14 protein-coding genes and 1 pseudogene are annotated in these 19,907 nt (G+C 68.0%); 5 read left to right on the top strand and 10 right to left on the bottom strand.

Annotation, left to right across the window (positions count from 1 at the left end):
- The first annotated feature begins 507 nt into the window (after nt 1-507).
- The gene (locus tag A1D30_RS18340) at nt 508-1,311 is read left to right on the top strand and encodes a class I SAM-dependent methyltransferase (protein WP_242421936.1); all 804 of its coding nucleotides are present in this window, start codon (nt 508-510) and stop codon (nt 1,309-1,311) included.
- A gap of 10 nt (nt 1,312-1,321) precedes the next feature.
- Here A1D30_RS18340 and ubiM read toward each other — a convergent pair whose 3' ends face one another.
- From ubiM to A1D30_RS25295, 7 genes and pseudogenes are all read right to left on the bottom strand, one after another.
- Complete coding sequence (ubiM, locus tag A1D30_RS18335) at nt 1,322-2,638, bottom strand: 5-demethoxyubiquinol-8 5-hydroxylase UbiM (RefSeq protein WP_063462162.1); 1,317 nt, start codon at nt 2,636-2,638, stop codon at nt 1,322-1,324.
- Nucleotides 2,639-2,882: 244 nt separating this feature from the next.
- Nucleotides 2,883-3,314, bottom strand: a complete 432-nt coding sequence (locus A1D30_RS18330; protein ID WP_063462161.1) for a hypothetical protein — start codon at nt 3,312-3,314, stop codon at nt 2,883-2,885.
- Nucleotides 3,315-3,432: 118 nt separating this feature from the next.
- Nucleotides 3,433-4,966, bottom strand: a pseudogene (locus tag A1D30_RS18325) (BCCT family transporter).
- A gap of 473 nt (nt 4,967-5,439) precedes the next feature.
- A complete protein-coding gene (locus A1D30_RS18320; protein ID WP_063462160.1) occupies nt 5,440-6,420 on the bottom strand; it encodes an alpha/beta hydrolase in 981 nt (326 codons plus the stop codon).
- Nucleotides 6,421-6,658: 238 nt separating this feature from the next.
- Nucleotides 6,659-7,270, bottom strand: a complete 612-nt coding sequence (locus tag A1D30_RS18315; RefSeq protein WP_063462159.1) for a TetR family transcriptional regulator — start codon at nt 7,268-7,270, stop codon at nt 6,659-6,661.
- A gap of 119 nt (nt 7,271-7,389) precedes the next feature.
- A complete protein-coding gene (locus tag A1D30_RS18310) occupies nt 7,390-8,679 on the bottom strand; it encodes a fibronectin type III domain-containing protein (RefSeq protein WP_063462158.1) in 1,290 nt (429 codons plus the stop codon).
- Nucleotides 8,680-9,092: 413 nt separating this feature from the next.
- Entirely contained in the window at nt 9,093-10,280 is a 1,188-nt protein-coding gene (locus A1D30_RS25295) for a fibronectin type III domain-containing protein (RefSeq protein ID WP_242421935.1), read from the bottom strand.
- 38 nt (nt 10,281-10,318) lie between these two features.
- Between A1D30_RS25295 and A1D30_RS25870 the strand changes: the two genes are divergently transcribed.
- Nucleotides 10,319-10,840 carry a hypothetical protein gene (locus A1D30_RS25870; RefSeq protein WP_063462156.1) on the top strand — a complete coding sequence of 174 codons (522 nt, stop codon included), beginning with the start codon at nt 10,319-10,321 and terminating at the stop codon, nt 10,838-10,840.
- 151 nt (nt 10,841-10,991) lie between these two features.
- Nucleotides 10,992-13,100 carry an acetoacetate--CoA ligase gene (locus A1D30_RS18295; RefSeq protein WP_063462155.1) on the top strand — a complete coding sequence of 703 codons (2,109 nt, stop codon included), beginning with the start codon at nt 10,992-10,994 and terminating at the stop codon, nt 13,098-13,100.
- A 306-nt stretch (nt 13,101-13,406) separates the two neighbouring features.
- Here A1D30_RS18295 and A1D30_RS18290 read toward each other — a convergent pair whose 3' ends face one another.
- Complete coding sequence (locus A1D30_RS18290; RefSeq protein ID WP_063462154.1) at nt 13,407-14,402, bottom strand: tripartite tricarboxylate transporter substrate binding protein; 996 nt, start codon at nt 14,400-14,402, stop codon at nt 13,407-13,409.
- A gap of 90 nt (nt 14,403-14,492) precedes the next feature.
- Nucleotides 14,493-16,457, bottom strand: a complete 1,965-nt coding sequence (locus A1D30_RS18285; RefSeq protein ID WP_063462153.1) for an acyl-CoA synthetase — start codon at nt 16,455-16,457, stop codon at nt 14,493-14,495.
- A gap of 116 nt (nt 16,458-16,573) precedes the next feature.
- On the opposite strand from A1D30_RS18285, the gene A1D30_RS18280 reads away from it, so the two are divergent.
- Nucleotides 16,574-17,491 (top strand): LysR family transcriptional regulator, encoded by a 918-nt coding sequence (locus tag A1D30_RS18280; RefSeq protein WP_063462276.1) that lies wholly within the window; start codon nt 16,574-16,576, stop codon nt 17,489-17,491.
- A gap of 40 nt (nt 17,492-17,531) precedes the next feature.
- Nucleotides 17,532-18,158 carry a CDP-diacylglycerol--serine O-phosphatidyltransferase gene (pssA, locus tag A1D30_RS18275; protein WP_063462152.1) on the top strand — a complete coding sequence of 209 codons (627 nt, stop codon included), beginning with the start codon at nt 17,532-17,534 and terminating at the stop codon, nt 18,156-18,158.
- A gap of 153 nt (nt 18,159-18,311) precedes the next feature.
- On the opposite strand, the gene A1D30_RS18270 is transcribed toward pssA, so the two are convergent.
- The gene (locus A1D30_RS18270; protein WP_063462151.1) at nt 18,312-19,592 is read right to left on the bottom strand and encodes a hypothetical protein; all 1,281 of its coding nucleotides are present in this window, start codon (nt 19,590-19,592) and stop codon (nt 18,312-18,314) included.
- Between the last annotated feature and the right edge of the window lie 315 nt (nt 19,593-19,907).

Genomic DNA, 19,907 nt, shown 5'->3' with positions numbered 1-19,907 from the left:
GCCAGACAGGAGATGTGGTGGCATTGGCGCGGACGCTGCACCCGATGGAACTGGCGCTGCGAGTGAACGGGTCTGCGCGAAGGCTGCTGGCGTGACAACCGCCACAGCGCCCACAACCGCGAAACAGCTCCCTGCAATGGCTGCGAGCGCACGCAAGCCACCGCGTCTTTTTTCAAGACGTTGCATTTTTTCTTCTCTCCCTTTGGTGCGCCAGACTGTAGAGAGCGCGCAGCCATGCGGCAAGGGATTCCGGCCTGCGGCGTTGTAAGCCCGTGTAACGCTGCGGGCCACCGCGCCCAGCCACAATCCGTTCACAATGGCGCAGGCCTGTGCCCCGGGCCTCCCGCATCCCACCCCACCGTGGCGCCTGCTGCCACAGGAGGAGCGCCCGTGCCGCAGACCCCCGCCCGACGCCGTGTTCGACCGCGGCGCAGCCCCGCACTGCATGCGGCCCCGGCAAGCTGCCCTCCTGCCAATAACCTGCTGCAGAGCGCCCACCTGCCCCCCGTGCCCAGCACCCTGCTGATCCCGCTGGCGGCGCGGGCGCGGGGGGCGCGCTACTTTCCCTGGCTGGACTGCCGTGATGCCGTGGCGGGCGAGTTGCTGCAGCGCCTGGGCGCCGATGTGGATGCGCTGCTGGACGACCTGCCCACGGTGTTCCAGGTGCTGTGGCGCACCGGGGCGGTCAAGGCGGCGGGGCGCGCCTTTTTTGCGGCGCACCCGCAGGGCCTGGGGGCCAACCTGGGGTGTGGGCTCACGCAGCATTTCCAGTGGCTGGACGGGGGTGCCAACCAGTGGCTCGATGCCGACCTGCCCGAGGTGATGGCGCTGCGCCAGCAGCTGCTGCCGGTGTTGGGCCCGCGCATGCGGCAGGCCGAGGTGGACCTTGCCCAGCCTGGCTGGTGGCAGCGGCTGGGGCTGCCGCCGCGCAGCAGCGCACAGCCGGTGCTGCTGGTATGCGAAGGCGTGCTGATGTACCTGCAGCCCGCGCAGGTGCAGGCCGTGCTGGCCGAGTTTGCGCAGCGTGCGCCCCCGGGCTCGCGCATGGTGCTGGATGTGCTCACGCGCCAGGCCGTGGGCCGGGCCGCCCGGCACCCCAGCGTGGGGCCCACGGGGGCCGAATTCTGCTGGGGCGTGGGCCGCATGGCCGAGCTGGCTGCCGTGCACCCGCGCCTAAAGCTGCTGCGCGCGCAGAGCGTGGCCGAGGCTTATGGTTGGGCGGGGCTCGGTTTAGATGCGCTGTGGCAGCACTGGCTGGGGGCACCGCCGTATGGGGTGGCAACGCTGGGGGTAAGGGATGGCTTCCCCTGAGCCGCAGTAGCTAGTTTTTTCGCAATTCTGCCAACTGACCGGGCGCCAGCACCCGCACCCACGCGGGGGCCTGGCCCGTGAGTTGCCCCACGATGGCCGCCTGCAGCGGCGGCAGGCGCCGCGCGCCCTGCAGCACCAGCTGGCGCAGCAGGCGCGGCACCGGGCGGGCGTCGGTGTACAGGCGCACGATGGCGTTGGTGCCCTGGTAGATGGGCCAGGCGTGGCGGTGGTGGCCCTGGGCGTAGGGCGCGAGTGCGTCGGTGCTGCCAATGTCCTGCCCGCGCTGGCGCGCGCTGACCAGTGCGGCGGTGAGCCGCTCCACCCCGGCCAGGCCCAGGTTGTAGCCGTGGGCCGTCACGGGGTGCATGCCCACGGCGGCGTCGCCCAGCAGCGCGCAGCGGTGGCCCGCAAAGCGCTGGGCGTACACGGCCACCAGCGGGTAGGCATAACGCTCGCCCACCAGGGCCATGGGGCCCAGCCGGTCGTTGAACTGGGCCTGCACCTGGGCGGCAAACGCCTCGGGGCCTTGGGCCATCAGCGCGGCGGCGTCGGCCGCACCGGCGGTGACCACCACCGAACACAGCGCATGCCCTTCGTGTGGGTCGTCCGGCAGGGGCAGCACGGCCAGGGTGCGGTCGTAGCCAAAACACTCGTGCGCCACGCCGCCATGGGGCTTTGCGTGGCGCATGCGGCAGACGATGACGGTGCGGCCAAAGTCGGTCATCTGCGCGCCCAGGCCGAGCTGGCGGCGCGTGGCCGAGAAGCGGCTGTCGGCGGCCACCAGCAGCGGGGCCGTCAGGCGCTGGGGCGTGGTGTTGGCGCCGGGGGCTGTATTGGCAGGCACGCAGTCCAGCTCGGCATGGCCGGGCAGCGTGGCCACGCGGGTGACCTGGGTGCCGGTGAGCAGGCGCACGCCCGGCGTGTGTGCCGCCACGGTGTGGGCCGTGCGGCGCAGTGCGTGGTTGGGCACGATAAAGCCCAGGGCGCCGGGGGTTGCCGCAGACGTGCCACCCTGGGCGCCGCTGGCCGCGTTCAGCTGCAGCGCACTGTGGCGGCCCAGCGGGCCGTCGTGCACCTGGGCCTCGGCAATCTGGCCTACCTCGTGGTCGGCCAGGTGGGCCCAGCTGCCCAGCCGCTGCAGCGTGGCGCGGCTGGGGTGGGTGAGGGCGATCTCGCGGCCATCGGGCGCGGGCTGGGCCAGGGCGCTGTCGCTCTGCTGCTCCACCACCGTGGCGGTGAAACCGGCCTGCGCCAGGGAGATGGCCAGCGACAGGCCCGCCGGGCCTGCGCCGACGATGAGCACGTCGCTGTGGTGGGTGGTGGTCATGGCAGGGGAAAACCTAACGGGGCCGAACAAGGCGGCCCAAGCGCCTGTCATTGTGGGCGCGGCCTGCGCGGCGGGGTTTGCCCTGGGTCAAGCGGCTGTACAGGTGTTTGCTATGTAAATGATAGCTATCAAGGCAATGCCAGTGCGCGGTAACGGCCAAAAAACCTTCAAATTACTGGCCCCTGGCCCTGCGCTGCGCACGGTGGGCTCGTCCCCACCGTCACCGTCACCACCGCTCAGGCGATCAGTCCTTGGCAGCCTTGCGCGTGCCCCTGGCCGGTTTCTTCTTGGCCGTGCCCGCCTTCTTGCCGCGCAGGTGCAGCCCCCAGGTCACCAGCAGCCACAGGTAAGACGCGGGGATGCTGTACGCGGCAAAGGCGGCCAGCGACAGCGGCGGTGCGGTGATGGAGCGCGGGTTGGCAATGGTGGCCAGCAGCTGGCGCGTGCCTGTGCCCACCTCGGGCGTGGTGTGCTGGCTGCCCGAGCGCGCCATGAGCGCGCCCATGAAGGTGAAAAACTCCATGAGCAGCGCACCGATCAGAAAACACGCCGCCAGCGCCAGCAGCTGCGCAAAGGCCCGGCGGTTGCCCTTGGCCAGAAAAACAATGGCCGACACCAGCACCAGGGCGGGCAGCACAAGGACCACGGCGGGCCAGGCGGACAGGAGCAGGGGCATGGGAGTCGATACCGGTATCAGCCGCGAAGCAAGGAGAGGAGACAGAGGGACGCAGGGGGCAGGTGTGGCTGCGGATGATAGACGCATGCACACCGCCCCTCGCCCCCATGGCGCCGGTCTATGGCTGCGGCGGTGTGGCCGGGCCCGCCATCTCGCGCAGGCGGCGGCGCAGGGCGCGGTCGCGGCGGTCTTCGGCCTCCCAGTCGGCCTTCACGCCGCGCCACAGCGCCAGCGCCATGAGCAGGATCACGGCGGTGAAGGGCAGGGCGAACACGATGGTGGCGGTCTGCACCGCCTTCACGCCCCCGGCCAGCAGCAGGCTCACCGCAATGCCCGAGATCAGCAGGCCCCAGACCACCTTGACGCGTGCGGACGGGTTCTCGTTGCCCCGGGTGCTCATCATGCCCAGCACCAGCACGGCCGAGTCGCCCGAGGTGACAAAGAACACCAGCACCAGCACCGTGGCCACCCCCGACATCAGCGCGCCCCAGGGCAGCGCGTGGAACAGCGAGAACAGTGCGGTGGAGACATCGGCGTTGACCGCATCTGCAATGGGCACGCCCTGCATGATCTGCAGGTGCAGCGCCGTGCCGCCAAACACCGAGAACCACACAAACGCCGCCAGCGTGGGCGCCAGCACCGTGCCCAGGATGAACTCGCGGATGGTGCGCCCGCGAGACGCGCGCGATGAACAGGCCCACAAACGGCGACCAGCTCACCCACCAGGCCCAATAGAACACCGTCCAGCCGCTCACCCAGCCGCTGTCGCGGAAGGGCGTCATGCGCAGGCTCATGCGCACAAACTCGCTCAGGTAGCTGCCCAGCGTGTTGGTGAAGGTGTCGATGATGACCACCGTGGGCCCCAGCGTGAACACCGCCAGCGCCAGCAGCCCCGCAATGATGAGGTTGAAGGTGGACAGCCACTTGATGCCCCGCGCCACGCCCGACACGGCCGAGGCGAGGAACAGCACCGTGGTCACCCCGATGATGCCGACCTGCCAGGCCTCACTGACCGGCAGACCCAGCGTGGCGTGCAGGCCGCTGTTGATCTGTAGCGCCCCCATGCCCAGCGATGCCGCCACTCCGAACGCGGTGGCGATCACCGCGAGCACATTGACCACCGGGCCGATGCGCTGCAGCGGCGCCCAGGGCAGGGCCATCACGGCGGTGCTGACCAGCGCCGAGCCGCCTTTGCGGAACTGAAAAAACGCAATCGCCAGTGCCACGATGCTGTACACCGCCCAGGGGTGCAGCCCCCAGTGGAAGAAGCTGTAGCGCATGGCCGCGTTGGCGGCTTCGGGCGTGTGCGGCGCGATGCCGGGCGGCGGCGTGCCGTAGTGCGAGATGGGCTCGGCCACGCCCCAGAACACCAGGCCAATGCCCATGCCCGCCGCAAACAGCATGGCAAACCACGCGCCGATGGAGAACTCGGGCTCGTCGTCTTCCTGGCCCAGCTTCAGGTCGCCGTAGCGGCTGAACGCCAGGATGAGCGCCATCACCACCAGGCCCAGCACCACCCACAGGTAGAACCAGCCAAAGTTGCGCGTGATGGCCGCCAGGGCCGTGTCGAACACGGCGCCGAGCGAGTCCGGCGCCGCCACGCCCCAGAGCACGATGGCGAGGATCAGCCCCGCCGAGATGAGAAGTTCCATGGATCACCTTTCTTCTGCTGAATCGACAAGGAGATGCGCGGCGCCTTTTGCCTGGCTTTGCCTGGCGTGCAGCGTGCGAGACACGCCATGCCGCATCGGCGCTGCAGCAGCGTGCCACCGGGCACGCCCGGCGGTCAATGCGCCTGTGGCACCTGTGCGCCGTGCGCGAATGAAGCGCAGGTGTGCAGGTGTGCAGGTGCCGACCGCTGCGATGGCCGCACATCTCGGAAGGAAAGACGGGCCAGCCTGGCGGATGGCAGGCACACCCGCAGGGGTGGCTCGCCACAACGCCGCATCGCAAGGATGAAGAGAGGGCCGGGCCCGGGGCCGATGCGCGCGTGGGAACCAGCGGCGCGGCAAGGCAGGGCATTTGCGCGGCACCGTCCGTGGACGGCACCAGAGGGATGGCGCAAACGGGAAAAAAGGGCGCCAGTGTAGGCAATGGCTGCGCTACGGCGCTGGCAATACCGCAGTCAAGCCAGGGGTTGTGGGCGGTGTGATGGCGCAGGGCCTGCGTTGGCGGGCGCCTGTGCATGTGCTGGTGCAAGCGCTGGCACGGCCACAAAGTCCGCCACGGCCTGCAGCACCTCGGCCTGCTGCAGGATCTTGCGGTGCCCCAGCCCCTCGGTCGCCAGCAGCGTGGCGCCCGGGATGTGGTCGCGGTAGGCCTCGCCGTCGGCAAAGCGGTTGATGCGGTCGCTCCGGTCGTGCACCACCAGCGTGGGCAGGGCGATGCGCGGGCCCACGGCCGGGGGCTCGAACTGGCGCATCAGGATGCCTTCGCGCGCCTCGATGCGCCGCTGCATGGCGGCGCGCGTGCGCTCGGACAGGCCGAACACCTGCGCGAACAGGCGCGTGTATTCGTGCGGCGAGGCAGGCGGCGCCAGCAGCACCAGCCGCCCGGTGGCCAGGCCCCGGCTGGCCGCGTGCGCGGCTGCGTTGGCTGCCAGCGAATGCGCTACGACGGCGTGGGGCGCCGCGTCCTGCGCGTGCAGGCGGGCGGTGGTGTATTCGATGGCGCGGGCGAACTGCGGCAGGTTGCTCACGCGGCCCCGGCTGCCGCCGTGGGCGGGCAGGTCCACCAGCACCGGGCGCAGGCCGCGCGCAGTCAGGGCGTCGGCCAGCGGCAGCATCTGGCGCGCATGGCCGCCCCAGCCGTGCAGCAGCAGCACCGTGGGGCCATGTGGCTGGGCCTGGGGCAGGTAGAGCGTGATTTCGGCGTCTTCAAACGCCCACCGCTCGGTGCGCCAGTGGCCGGGCGGCACGGCAAGGCGGCCGGGTTTGCGCAGGGGCAGAGGCGTGCCAAACAGGCGCGAGGCCACGCGCACGGCCAGCGCGGGCCACAGGCGCTCGGTGGTGCCCAGCGCCAGGCGCAGCAGGCGCATGCCGGGGTGTTCGCCGTAGTAGCCAGCGGTGGCCTGCAGCGCGGTGGAGGAGGATGAAGAGGCGGTCATGGTGGGGCTCCTGAAGGGGTGGAGTGGGGCGAGCGCGGCGCGCGCCTCAGAAAAAGACCCAGTCCCGGTTGCTGCGCGGGAGGCTGGTGAGGGTGCTGCGCAGCGCCCGGATGGCGCCCGCTGCGGCCGCAATGGCGGCAATGCCCAGGATGATCAACATGGCGTTTCCTTTCTTCGCACGGTTGTGCGAAATTGGGGCATAAAAAAACAAGAGGTCTCCATGGCACACCACCAGATGTCAGGCGGGGAGAGGGAGGTAGCTCTTGACGAGGCGCGCCCAGGACGCCTCGGTGCGTGCCACTGCCTGCGGATCGCGCAGGAAGCGAACATCGTGCAACAAGCCCATGATCAGGCCATAGATTTCACCCACCAGCTGATCGGGCGGCGTGTCGGGAGGCAGGTGCCCGGCCTCGATGGCCTGCAGCACCGTGCGGCGCAGGGCGGCACGCCAGCGGGTGATTTCGGAATGCAGCAGGTCGCGCAGCTCGCCCTCGCGGTCGTCCAGCTCGAACGCGCCAGCGGTGTAGATGCAGCCGGTGAAGGCCTCCACGTCGCGCGTGCGGGCAATCCAGCGGCGCATGATCTCCTGCAGGCGCGGCAGGCCCTTGGGGTGCTGCATGGCGGGCACAAACACATCGGCCAGAAAGCGGCGGCCAAACTCCTCGATCACCGCCTTCTGCAGCGCCTCGCGCGAGCCGGCACGCGAGAACACGCCGCTCTTGGACAGCCCCACGCGGTCGGCCACGGCCTGCAGCGTGATCGACTCCAGCCCTTCGGCCGCAGCCAGGTCCAGCGCCGCGCCGACGATGGCGGCGCGGGTGAGTTCGGCTTTCTGGGTTTTGGCGTCCATGGGGCGAAATTTAGCACGAATGTGCGAAATGCAAAAAGACCCTCCTGGGAGCGCTGAGGAACTCCGGTGTCTTTGCGCATCTCGCGGGAGATGGCCAATGGCGGTGCTGAGGCGTCCGCTCAGTCCACTTGTACGCGCACCGGTACAGAGTGGCTCACCACATCCCAGCCATTGGCGTCTGCGCCCGAGATGACCACCAGGAACAGGTCGTGCACGCCCCGTGCCAGCCCGCCTGTATTGAGCGTGAGATCCACGCGGCCGTTCCAGGACGTCCAACTTTGCAGTTCACGCACCGTGGCGGACTGCAAGTCCACGGCGTCGCGCAGTTCTATGCGCTGCCAGCCCGATGTCGCATCGTTGCCCACGATGACACGGCTGTCGTCGGAGTACAGCTCGCGCACCTGCGGCTTGGGCAGTTTGTTGTCCACACCGTCTTCACGCTGCCCGAAGTTGCCGAAGTAGTTTTGCTCGATGAAGTAACGCAGCCGCATGGTGGGGTCGGCATAGATACGTTCGGCCTGGCGGTTCTGGTTGACCCAGGTCTTGCCGTCCTTGTGCAGGCGCGTGATCAGCCTGCCGTCGTTCTGGCCCTGTGTGCCGGTGTAGACCATGATCTCCATCAGCGCCCAGCCGCCGTTGCTGTCCGGTGCTTTGTGGCTGTCCCAGTAGGTGCTCTTGTCCGTGCGGGAGCGGTTGACGTAGGTCACCAGGCCCGCCACCTTGATCTGGTTGTGCACCTTGATCTCGGTGTCGCCATCGACGATGGAGTTCTCCCAGTTCACACGCTCGTGTTTCCACTGGTAGCTCTTGGCGTAGGGCTGGCCGTCCAGCAGCATCACGTTGCGCACCCAGTGCGCCTTGTAGAAGTAGCGCTTCTCGGCAATGGCGAAACCCGGGTCGAAACGGCGCGTGGCGTTGTAGTTGCTGGAATCTTCGGGCGTAAAAAGCACCTTGCCGCGCTGCGCGTCCAGCGCAATCTGCGTGGGGCGGCCCAGCTCGCTGAAGGCCCAGCCGTTGCCGTTGGTCATGCGCGCGCCCACGGCCTGCATCTCGATCGGGCCGTTGCTGCCGCCCAAGAACGTCTGGGTCACGTTGGGCGCTCCCAAGCTGCCCATGATGCTGATCGTCTCGCCGTGGCGGTACACCGTTGCCGCCGTCCATTCCAGGGATGCGATGGGAGAGGCATTGCCCGCAGCGTCGAGTGCCTGCACCTGCAGCGTGTAGTTGGTGGCGGGCGCCAGGCCCGTGAAGGTGTGGAGGGTTGTGGTGGGCGTGGCGACGTGCGTGCCGTTCAGATAGACGCGGTAGCTGGTCACGCCCCGGTTGTCGGCGCTGGCGGTCCAGCGCAGTTCCACGCTGCCCGGTGCAGCGGCCGTTGCTTGCAGTGCCGTGGGAATGCTGGGAGGCACCGTGTCGGTGGCAGGAGCAGGAGCAGGAGCAGGAGCAGGAGCAGGAGCAGGAGAAGGAGCAGGAGAAGGAGCAGGAGCAGGAGAAGGAGAAGGAGAAGGAGAAGGAGAAGGAGAAGGAGAAGGAGAAGTCGCCGCCGGGGGCGCTATCGGTTGCACGGCTGCGGGGGACGGGTTCGCCGTGGCCTCCGTGTCCCCGGCGCTGCCGCCACAGGCGGCCAGCCCTGTGCCCACGGCGCACAACATCAGCGAAATCGCGGTCAGGCGTTGTGCCTGGCGAGGGGGGTTGGCCGGAAGTACAGATACCAGCGGCACCGGGAGGGGCTGGGGGGCGTGCAGGGGGTTTTGCATGGCGCGGTGCGGGCAGAAGGTCGGGGTGGTGGGGTGGATTGCGCGGGCGCCCTGGGCGCCGTGGGTCATGGCGACACACCCGCAAGGTCTGCGGGGCGCTGGGCGAAGACTTCGATCTTGGAGATGTGGAACGTGCTTGCTGCATCAAAGCCAGAGTTGGCCCAGCCCATCAGATAGCCAGCGCGCCACTGCCGCAGATGGGCTGCCACATCGCTGCGCTTGTCCATGTCAGCGTTGGTGATGTTGTGGTGCATCGTGTAGGCCGTCTCGCCTTGCTTGCGCGCGAAGGTCCGGATCACGCCGTTCTTGGCACCGGGGGCCGTGGAGAACTTGCCGTGGAAGATGATGTCCATGTGCTTGCCGTGGTCGGCCGGGGTGATCAGCGTGCCCCCATTGGCGACGGCGCCGGTGACCGTGTTGCCCCCCTTTGAATAGCCAACCGTGACAACGCTGTGGGTGCTGCCTGAAAAGTACCAGTCGCTGTCCGTCTGCCAGACCATGGTGGAACCCAGGCCTGCGGAGGAATAGCCGTCGGCCCAGATCGCCAGCAGCTTGTTGTTGGCGCCCCATTGCATGCGCCCCGTGCTGGCGAGCGCGCTGTTGCGCGTGGTGTTTGTGAGCGTGCCGACCCAGACGGAGTTGAATGCTGCCTTGGCGGCAAAGCGCAGAAACACGGTGCTGGTGTCCACCCGCGAGATCACCCCTTCGGAGACGCCATCGGTGCCGCGCACCCGGTCTCCCACTTGCCAGCCGGCAGCGGCTGCGTTGGCGATCTGCAGCTCGGTGTCGTGCCGGTGCGCGTAGTGGGCCGGAATGTGCCAGCGCACCCGCAGCCAGAACTCGTCCTGGGGCGGCATCGTGAAGCGCATCTCGCTCATCCCGTAGTTGCCCGGCAACACGCCTGGGTAGGTAAACGGTAGCCCCAGGCCTGAACCGTCGGGTGTGGGCGCCAGGCTCCAGCTGGTGCTGGCAAAAGCCCATCCATTCTTGGCGGCAAGGGTGTCGCCCCTCGGGAAGTCGTAGTCCACGATGGCCTGGGTGCCCGGCGTGGTGGCGGTGGCTGAGCTGCTGGCCCCCGACAGGTTGCCTGCAGCATCCACGGCCACCAGGTGGAAGGTGTAGCTGGTGGAAGGGGCGAGGCCTGTGGCCGTGAACTGGGTGGTGGTGGCTATGGCCACAGGAGTGCCGTTGCGATAGACCCGATATCCCGTAACAGCCACGTTGTCCGAGCTGGCCGCCCATTGAAGCTGCACGCTGGCGGCGCCTGCCACCGTGGCGGTGAGGGCTGTGGGTGTGGTCGGGGGCGTGGTGTCTGCTGCTGGGGCCGGAGCTGGGGCTGGAGCTGGTGTCGGTGTCGGTGTCGGTGTCGGTGTCGGAGCTGGTGCTGGTGCTGGTGCTGGTGCTGGTGCTGGTGCTGGTGCTGGTGCTGGTGCTGGTGCTGGTGCTGGTGCTGGTGCTGGTGCTGGTGCTGGTGCTGGGTGCTGGTGCTGGGGTCGGACCAGTGGGTGCCGAGGGTGTGGGCGTGGCTGATGCTCCCGTGGGGGCCGCAGGCTCCTCCGAGCCGCCGCAGGCGGCCAGACCGGCTGCCAGTGTCCATGCGACCAGGGCGCGTGCCACGCGTTGTTGGGGGGCCGGCGCCAGCGTGGGCGCGGGTGTGGGTGTGGGCAAGGTGTGGGGCAGCATCGCGCGCAGATCCTTCGGGCCTGTGGTGTTGTGTGGTGCCCAGCTTTGCGCCGGGCGTTTTGTAGGCTGCCGCACAGCGATGCGACTCCCTCTCGCCGCGAATTCTGAAGTGGTCAGACGTCGTATGTGATAGGGGTCGTCCCGAAATTTGTTAATTCTTGTAATTATTGGCGCCTGCCGAATGTCACGGCGAGCGGCGCGGCAGCGTCCGCCCACATGTCTGTCAACCACATGACTGCCAAAGATGGCTTTTTGCTGTGAGCGCTGCTACCTTGCCGGGCATGGAGACAAACCCCCCACCGCACCGCCCCGGCCCACCGGCCACAGGCCCCCAGCCCCCCTACATCCCCCAGATCCGCCTGTACCAGAACTGGCTGCGAGACGAGCGTGGCCTGCAGTGGGACAGCTACGACGCGCTGTGGCGCTGGTCCACCACCGAGCTGGATGCGTTCTGGCAAAGCGTGTGGGACTACTTCCAGATCGAATCGCCCACGCCCCACACCGCCGTGCTGGGCAAAAACACCATGCCCGGCGCCCAGTGGTTCCCCGGCGCCCAGGTCAATTACGCACGCCAGGCGCTGCGGCATGTCGATGCCGCCCACGCCGCAGGCCTGCCCGCCATCATCAGCCGCAATGAAAAAGGCCAGCACCGTGAGCTGAGCTGGCCCGAGCTGCGCCGCCAGGTCGCGTCGCTGGCGCTGCACCTCAAGGCCCAGGGTGTGATGCCCGGCGACCGCGTGGCCGCCTACCTGCCCAACGTGCCCGAGGCCATGATCGCCTTCCTGGCCACGGTGAGCATTGGCGGCGTGTGGAGCATCTGCGCGCCCGACATGGGCACGCATGCGGTGCTCGACCGCTTCCGCCAGATCGCACCCAAGGTGCTGATCGGCGTGGACGGCGTGAGCTACGGGGGCCGCGACCACGACCGCCGCCCCGTGCTGGCCGAGCTGCGCGAGGCCCTGCCCAGCGTGCAGCACGCGGTGCTGCTGGGCAATCTGGATGCTTCTGTTTCGATAGCTGGTTGGGCAAGCTGGACGGGCGCAACGGCCCGAAGTGATGCTGAAACCACGGCCTTCGAGCCCCTGTGGCTGCCGTTTGACCACCCGCTGTGGATCGTCTATTCCAGCGGCACCACCGGCCTGCCCAAGCCCATCGTGCACGGCCACGGTGGCACGGTGCTGGTGGCGCTGCAGCTCAAGGTGCTGCACAACGACATCGGCTGCAGCTACGAGCCCAACAGCTTCGGCGAGCGCTACCACTGGTACAGCTCCACGGGCTGGGTGATGTGGAACGCACAGCTCAGCGGCCTGCTCTCGGGTACCACCTGCGTGATCTACGACGGCAACCCTGGTGGCAGCAAAGACAACCCCGACTGGGGCGTGCTGTGGCGTTTTGCGGCCGAGACGGGCGTGACCTTCTTCGGCGCGGGCGCGGCGTTTTTTGCCAACTGCATGAAAGCGGGTATCACGCTCGCGGACTATGGCGACCTGACACGCATCCGCGCGCTGGGCACCACGGGTTCGCCGCTGTCGCCCGAGGTGCAGGAGTGGGGCACGGCGCAGTTCGAGGCGCTGGGCACATCCGATATCTGGTGGAACAACATCTCCGGGGGCACCGACTTCTGCGGCGCCTTCATCGGCGGCCACCGCGAGATGCCCCAGGTGCCGGGCGAGATGCAGTGCCGCATGCTGGGCGCGGCCGTGGAGTCGTGGGACGCCGAGGGCCGCCCCGTGCAGGACGCGGTGGGCGAGCTGGTCTGCGCGCAGCCGATTCCGTCGATGCCGCTCTACCTGTGGGGCGACAAGGACGGCAGCCGTTATCTGTCGAGCTACTTCGACATGTACCCCGCAGGCCACGGCCGCCAGCCCGGCGGTGGAGACGGCCCCGCCGCGATGGGTGCGGTCTGGCGCCATGGCGACTGGCTCAAGATCGGCGCCAACGGCGGCTGCGTGATCTATGGCCGCAGCGACGCCACCATCAACCGCCACGGCCTGCGCATGGGCACGAGCGAGATCTACAGCGCGGTCGAATCCCTGCCCGAGGTGCTCGACAGCCTGGTGGTGGACCTGGAGTACCTGGGCCGCGAGAGCTACATGCCGCTGTTTGTGGTGCTGCGCCCTGGCTACGCGCTCGACGACGCCCTGCGCGCGCGCATCAACGGTGCGGTGCGCACGGCGCTGAGCCCACGCTTTGTGCCCGACGACATCTTTGCCGTGGCCGAGGTGCCGCGTACCCTGAGCGGCAAGAAGCAGGAGCTGCCCATCAAAAAGCTGTTGCTGGGCCAGCCCATCGAGAAGGTGGTGAACAAGGACGCGATGGCCAACCCGGGGTGCCTGGACTGGTATGTGGCGTTTGCGGCCGAGCGGGCTGGAATGCTGCGAAATGCATAGCTACTCAGGCATGCTGGACGCGCGGTAGCGGCCATTTTTGCTTGAATTTTTGCATGGCCAGCCCTGCTGGTACAGGCCCAAACCGCTTGAGCACCAGCGGCGCTGTGGTGTGACTCCCTCTCCCCCCGTGGGAGAGGGTGGGGGAGAGGGGGCCTGTGCCAAGGGCGATGCCTTATCACCCCCTCTCCCCGGCCCTCTCCCGCGAGGGGAGAGGGAGTGTTCAGGGGCGCGATGACCGGAGCGGCGGTAGACGGCTGCCCCGCCCCTCAATCCCTCAATCCCTCAATCCGTCCATCAACCCGTCCGTCAATCCAGCTTCGCGCCGGACGCCTTTATCAGTCGCTCCCACACCGGCCGTTCCTTCGCAATCGCGGCGGAGAAGAGCGCAGGCGAGCTGTTCTGCACATCAAACCCCATGGCCGCGATGCGCTGCGCCACATCGGGCAGCTGCGTGGCCTTGCGCACCTCCTCGGCAATGCGCTCCAGGATGGCGGGCGGCGTGCCTGCGGGCGCACCAAAAGCCAGCCAGCCCGCCACGCGGTAGGCCTCGTCGTTCAGGCCCTGTTCGGCCAGGCTGGGCACATTGGGCAGGGTGCCCATGCGGCGCTCGCCGCTCACGCCAATGGCCTTGAGCTTGCCCGCCTCGATGTGGGGCTTGGCCTGCAGTGCGCTGGCAAACGCGATCTGGATCTGGCCGCCCAGCAGGTCCTGCACCATGGGTGCCTCGCCCCGGTAGGCCACATGGCTCATGTCGGCGTTCTGTGTGAGGCTCATGTAGGCCCCGGCCAGGTGCGGGTAGGCGCCCGTGCCGTACGAGCCATAGGCCACCTTGCCCTTGTTCGCGGCCACGTATTTCAGCAGCTCAGGGCCGGTGGCCACGGGCACGCTGGGGTGGGCCACCAGCACCAGCGGGGCAATCGCGATCTGGTAGATGGGCGCAATGTCCTTCTCGGGGCTGTAGGGCAGCTTGGTGTAGAGGAACTGGTTGGTGAGCATGGAGTTGCTCAGGCCCAGCAGCAGGGTGTAGCCGTCGGGCGCGGCCTTGGCCACCGCGTCGGTGCCGATGATGCCGGCCGCGCCGGGCTTGTTGTCGATGACCATGGGCTGGCCCAGGCCCACGGCCATCTTCTCGGCCAGCACGCGCGCCAGCACGTCGGTGGCGCCGCCTGCGGCAAAGGGCACGACGATCTTGATGGGCTTGTGGGGGTAGGCCTGCGCAAAGGCCGACGTGCCGGTGAAGGCAGCGGCCAGCGCAGCGGCGCCGAGCCAGGTGCGGCGGGACATCAGGGGGTGGAAGGGCATCGGTTTGTCTCCTGTCATGGTTATAGAAACGTACTCAGCGGGCTCCGCGTGCATGGTGGCGGGCCGGTGCCTGGCTGTCACGCCATGGGCTTATGGGGTCTGGGGGCTCCCTGCGGCGGGGGCGGTGGTGATGCGCACGGTGAGGGGCAGGGGCGCGAGCAGTTCGCGCAGGCGGGTGGCCAGCGCGTCAGCGCCCGGGCCGGGGGCCACGGCCACGCGCACCGCGTTGTCGCCTTCGGGCTGCACCTGGGGGCGGGGCTGGCCCGGGGCTTCGGCGGCGCACACACCATCCACCAGCGCCTGCACCGTGTGGCAGGCGGCGCGCTGGCGCAGCTCGGGCTTGTAGATCTTGCCCACGTTGGTCACGGGCATGGTCTCGATCACCTGCACCCAGCGCGGGCGGGCCACGGCCTCGTCCACCCGTTCGGCGGTGAAGGCCAGCAGCTCGGCCTCGGTCACCTGCTCGCCCGGCCGCAGGGTGGCGTAGACCACGGGCAGCTCGCCCGCATAGGCATCGGGCGCGCCCACGGCGGCGCACAGCTGCACGGCGGGGTGGGCGCCCAGCGCGTCCTCGATCACCTTGGGGTCGATGTTGTGGCCGCTGCGGATGATGAGGTCCTTGGAGCGGCCGCTCAGGTGCAGGCGGCCCTGGTCGTCCACAAAGCCCAGGTCGCCCGTGGCCAGCCAGCCGTCCTGCGTGAAGGCCTTGGCGGTGTCGGCCGCGTCCAAAAAGCCGGAGAACAGGTTGGGGGACTGGAACAGCACCATGCCCGGCTGGCCAGGTGGCAGGTCCTGGTCCGACGCATTGCCCTGCGCATCCAGCGCCACCACGCGCAGCTGCGTGTACGGCAGCCGCCAGCCCACGCAGCCTGCGGGCGCGTGCACGCCGGGCGGGGTGATGGTGGAGATGCCCGCCATCTCCGTCATGCCCAGGCTTTCGTGGATGTGCAGGCCAAACAGGCGCTCGAACCGCGCGGCCAGCTCGGGCGCCAGGATGGCCGCGCCGGTGCGGCAGTAGCGCAGGGTGGAAATGTCGGCCCCGTCCAGCGGCACGTTGGCCAGCGCCGCCAGCACCGTAGGCACGGCCGACAGGTAGGTGCAGCGGTAGCGCTCCACCAGCCGCCAGTAGTTCGCAATCACCTCGCGGTTGCGGAACAGGCCGGTGGTGGGGATGATGGTCTCTACCCCCGCCGACAGCGCCGCCAGCGAGCCCGGCAGCACGCCCGCCACATGGAACAACGGGTAGCCGTTGATGCCCACGTCCTCGGGGGTGATGCCCTGCATCTGCACGCTGCCCCAGGCCGTGAACACCTGTGCTCCGTGGCTGTGGCGTGCCAGCTTGGGCGCGCCCGTGGTGCCGCCGGTGTGGAAGTAGGCGGCGATGTCGCTGGCCGCAATGCGGCGGCCGCTCACCAGGTGGTCGCCAGGGTGCTGGTGGCGCGCGGCCAGGTCCAGCACGCCAGCGGGCAGCGTGCCCGCTGCGTCGGGCGCTTCGTCGTGCGGGGCCACGCGCAGCACGGTGGTCAGCGTGGGTACCAGCGCACGCAGGCGCAGCGCCTTGCTCCAGTAGCCCAGGTCACCCTCGGCGCCGTAGGCAATCAGCACCTTGGCGCGCGCCAGGGTCATCATGGCCGCGATCTTCTCGTCGGTGAGCATGGGGTTGAGCGGCTGCACGATGCCCGCCGCCTCGCCGCCCCACAGGGCCAGGTGGTATTCCAGGCAGCCGGGCAGCAGCACAGCTACGGCATCCTGCGGCCCCACGTCCAGGTGGTGCAGCAGGTTGGCCGTCTGGTGGATGCCTGTGAGCAGCTGCGCATACGACCAGCGGATGGGCTCGGCCGCCGGGTCGGCCGTGGGCAGAAAGGTGAGCGCCGTCTTGTCGCCAAACGCCGCCGCCGCGTTCACAAAAATCTCGTAGGTGCTTTGCACCGGCAGCGCCTCGGCCAGGGGCCGGGCTTCGAGCCGCTGCACGTCCTGCAGGCTGCGGATGGGGGCGGACCGGGTGAACGGGGGGTGGAGGGGCGGGAGCGGTTGCTGAGCAGGGGTCGTGGCCATGGACGCATCAGGGGGAGCAGAACAGCCATTGTTGTAGCGACAGGATTTCTTGACAATCCCATGAAGCATTGACACTCTGTATGAAAAATTTTGACAAGCCGCCGGCTGCCGACCGCTTGGACCTCTCGGCTTTGACCCTGCTGGTGGAGATCCTGGACGCAGGCAACCTCAGCCTGGCGGCGCGCAAGCTCAAGATGAGCCGCGCCAACGTGAGCTACCACCTCGCCCAGCTCGAAAAATCGGTGGGCGTGCAGCTGGTGCGCCGCACCACCCGGCGTGTGGAGCCCACCGAGGTGGGGCTGCGCCTGTACGACCATGGCCGCAGCATCGTCAACGAGATCCTGGCTGCACAAGAGACCATCGCCACCCTGGGCAAGAGCCTGCAGGGCCGCGTGGGGCTGAGCATGCCCGTGGGCTATGGCCAGGTGGTCATGGCCGGGTGGCTGATCGAGTTCAAGCGCCTGTACCCCGGCATCCTGCTGGAGGTGATGTTCGAAAACCGCGTGAGCGACCTGGTGCGCGAGGACGTGGACATCGCCATCCGCATCATGACCGAGCCCCCGCCCACGCTGGTGGCCCGCCCGCTGGGGGCCGTGCGCTATGTGGTCTGCGCCTCCAGCGGCTATGCAGAGGCCCAGGGCCTGCCCCGGCAGCTCAGTGACCTGGGGGCGGTGCCCCTCATCTCCGCAGGTTTTATTGGCCGCGAGCTGCGCGTGGCCGCCTACCGCAACGGCCAGCGCGAAGAGGTGCTGCCCCGGCCCACGCTGCTGTCCGAGAACATGCTGTTCTTGCGCGACGCCGTGCTGGCGGGCCTGGGCGTGGGCCTGATGCCCGACTACGTGGTGCAGGACCTGGTGGACCAGGGCCCGCTGGTGACCGCGCTCGACGACTACCGCCTGAGCGTGTTCGGCACGCAGATGTTTCTGCTCTACATGCCCAACCGCTACCAGACCAGCTCGGTGCGCACGCTGATCGATTTCATCCTGGCCAAGGTGGGCGAAGGCGGCGTGGCCCCCCCGGCGGCGCGCCCATAATGCCGTTGATGTCCACTGCGCGCACCACAGCGCCCCTTTCATGAACACACCCAACCCCCCCAAGCGTTTTTCGATGATCCGTGAGTTCCACCTGGCGGACTGGTTCACGCTGGGCAACGCGTTCTGTGGCGTGGGGGCGTTGTTCTCGGTGATGTCGTACCTGGAGACAGGCGACATCGTGCACATCTACTTTGCCTGCGCCCTGGTGCTGGCCGCGCTGGTGTTTGACGTGCTGGACGGCCGCATCGCCCGCTGGCGCCAGAAAAGCTCGGCCATGGGCCGCGAGCTGGACTCTCTGGCCGACGTGATCTCGTTCGGCGTCGCCCCGGCCATCATTGCCTACGGCTGCGGCATGCAGGGCCTGTACGACCGCATCGTGCTCGCCTACTTCGTGGCCTGCGGCGTGTCGCGCCTGGCGCGCTACAACGTCACCGCCGAAACGCTGTCCGAAGGCACGGGCAAGGTGAAGTATTTCGAGGGCACGCCCATCCCCACCTCCATCGTGCTGGTGGGCCTGATGGCCGTGGCCGGCGCGATGGGTGCGGTGCGCGAGCAGCTGTGGTTTGGCAAGGTGCTGATTGGCGGCTTCACGTTGCACCCGCTGGTGCTGGTGTTTGCGGTGTCGGGGTCGCTCATGATCAGCCGGATCAAGATTCCGAAGTTTTGATGGTGTTGAGCGCTTTTCGGAGTAAGCGCTAAACACGGACTTCATTCACATGGGTGTACGAATTGTCCGCATCCATGTCGCAGGTGGCTGCAGGCATGCAAGGCTCCCACACTGCCCGCAGCCACCGTCATGGATGGGCCGCCAGACGGCGGATCAATTACAAGCCCAGGTTCCGCTGCTGCGTGTGAAGCGTGTGCTGCCGTAGATCAGCGCACTGCCATCGTTGGCAAGGGCCCAAAGGGTCGATGGCCGCGATGTGCCTGTGTTCACGACGGCCTGCCCTTGCAGGTTCCATGCACCACTGGTACGCGCATACAGCGCAATGCGTTGGGTTTCCCCGTTGTCAGCCGCAGAAGCACCGCACGCCACTTGTCCGGGTACCTTGGCGGTATTGACGGCGAGCGTGCTGCCGTCGCCAGACAACACCATGGCCCCGTACTCAGGCCCTCCCGAGATCGATGGGGTGTATACGTACAACGTAGCTGGAATCCTTTCCTGCTGCGTCCAGGCACCGCTGCCATCTTGTGAGAACACAAGGACCAGGGGGGTGGCAGAAGTCTTGAGTAAATCGCGATCGGTCACGGCCAAAGTGCGGCCATCGCCCGACAGAGCCATGTTCGCGATAAAGGTACCTTCGCCGCTCAACGAAGTCTGGGGGGCCCAGGCAGTACCCGTGCGGGTGTAGGTGAACACTGCGCTGGAAGTGGTGGTGCCGGAGGAGACCACCGCAGAGACAGCCAGCAGGTTGCCATCGGCGGACAGCGCCATGTGGTCGGCAATTTCAGCCTGGCAGGGCTGTGGGCACGCGGATGGTGCAGAGGTGCTGTCCAGGCGGGCTTGCTGGCTCCATGCGCCGCCACTGCGCTGGTAGACATACACCGCGTCTGTGACGACGAGGGAACTTGTGCTGGTCCTGATCTGCTTCAGGGCCCGTACGGCCAAGGTATTCCCGTCTGCCGACAGCATGGACTGATCGATGTAGTAGTCACCGGAGCGCAGCGAGGCTTGTTGCTGCCATGGCTGATTCTTGCTGCTGCGCGCGAAAACGAGTGTCGTGGTGTTGGCGCCATAACTTACTCCGCGCAACGCCAAGGTGAGCCCATCCTTGGACAACATGCCCGTGCGCAGCTGACCGCCTGCGGAAAAGTAATTGACGAGGGGCGCATACCCCGACGCAAATTCGTAGCTGATGCCTTTGGTGACATCGAATGCCTTGGCGTCCGTGAAGGCCCCGCATCCGCTGGCGTTGCAAGCGCGCAGGCGGTAACTGGCATTGATCACGTCGGCCACATTGACGGTGGTGCCGAGCGAGCCATTGAATGAACCCCCGTTGGGGGCTGCGGAATAGCTAAACCGTTGTGGCTCGACCTGCGATTCCGGAAGGGGTCCCGTGCCGTCCGGGTCTACGAACAGTTCATAGCGGGTTGCAGCCACCGTGGGGGTCCAGGAAAAGGACAAGGACTGGCCTACGGCGAAGTTTTCGGGCGCTGCGAGCGCGGAGGGTGGAGGCGTTGGTGTGGTCGGTGTCTCTGCAGAGTCAGAACCCCCTCCGCAGCCCGCGAGGATTAGCGTGGCAACCCCCAAAGCCAGTGCGGCTTTGGCGGGGCGGAGGTCTTGTCGTGATCGGTCGGGAGAAGAACGGAAGAAGGCGCTGTCAGTCATGCATGCTCTTTCTTTGGGTCAACAAAGGAAGGCCGTTTTGGCGGCCGCGTGCGGTGTACTTTAGCGAGACAGTGGGGGTTCGCTACC

Source organism: Acidovorax sp. GW101-3H11 (genome assembly GCF_001633105.1).
Lineage (GTDB): Bacteria > Pseudomonadota > Gammaproteobacteria > Burkholderiales > Burkholderiaceae_C > Acidovorax.
Note: the sequence above shows the minus strand (reverse complement) of the source record. Positions and strands in the feature narration are given on the sequence as shown.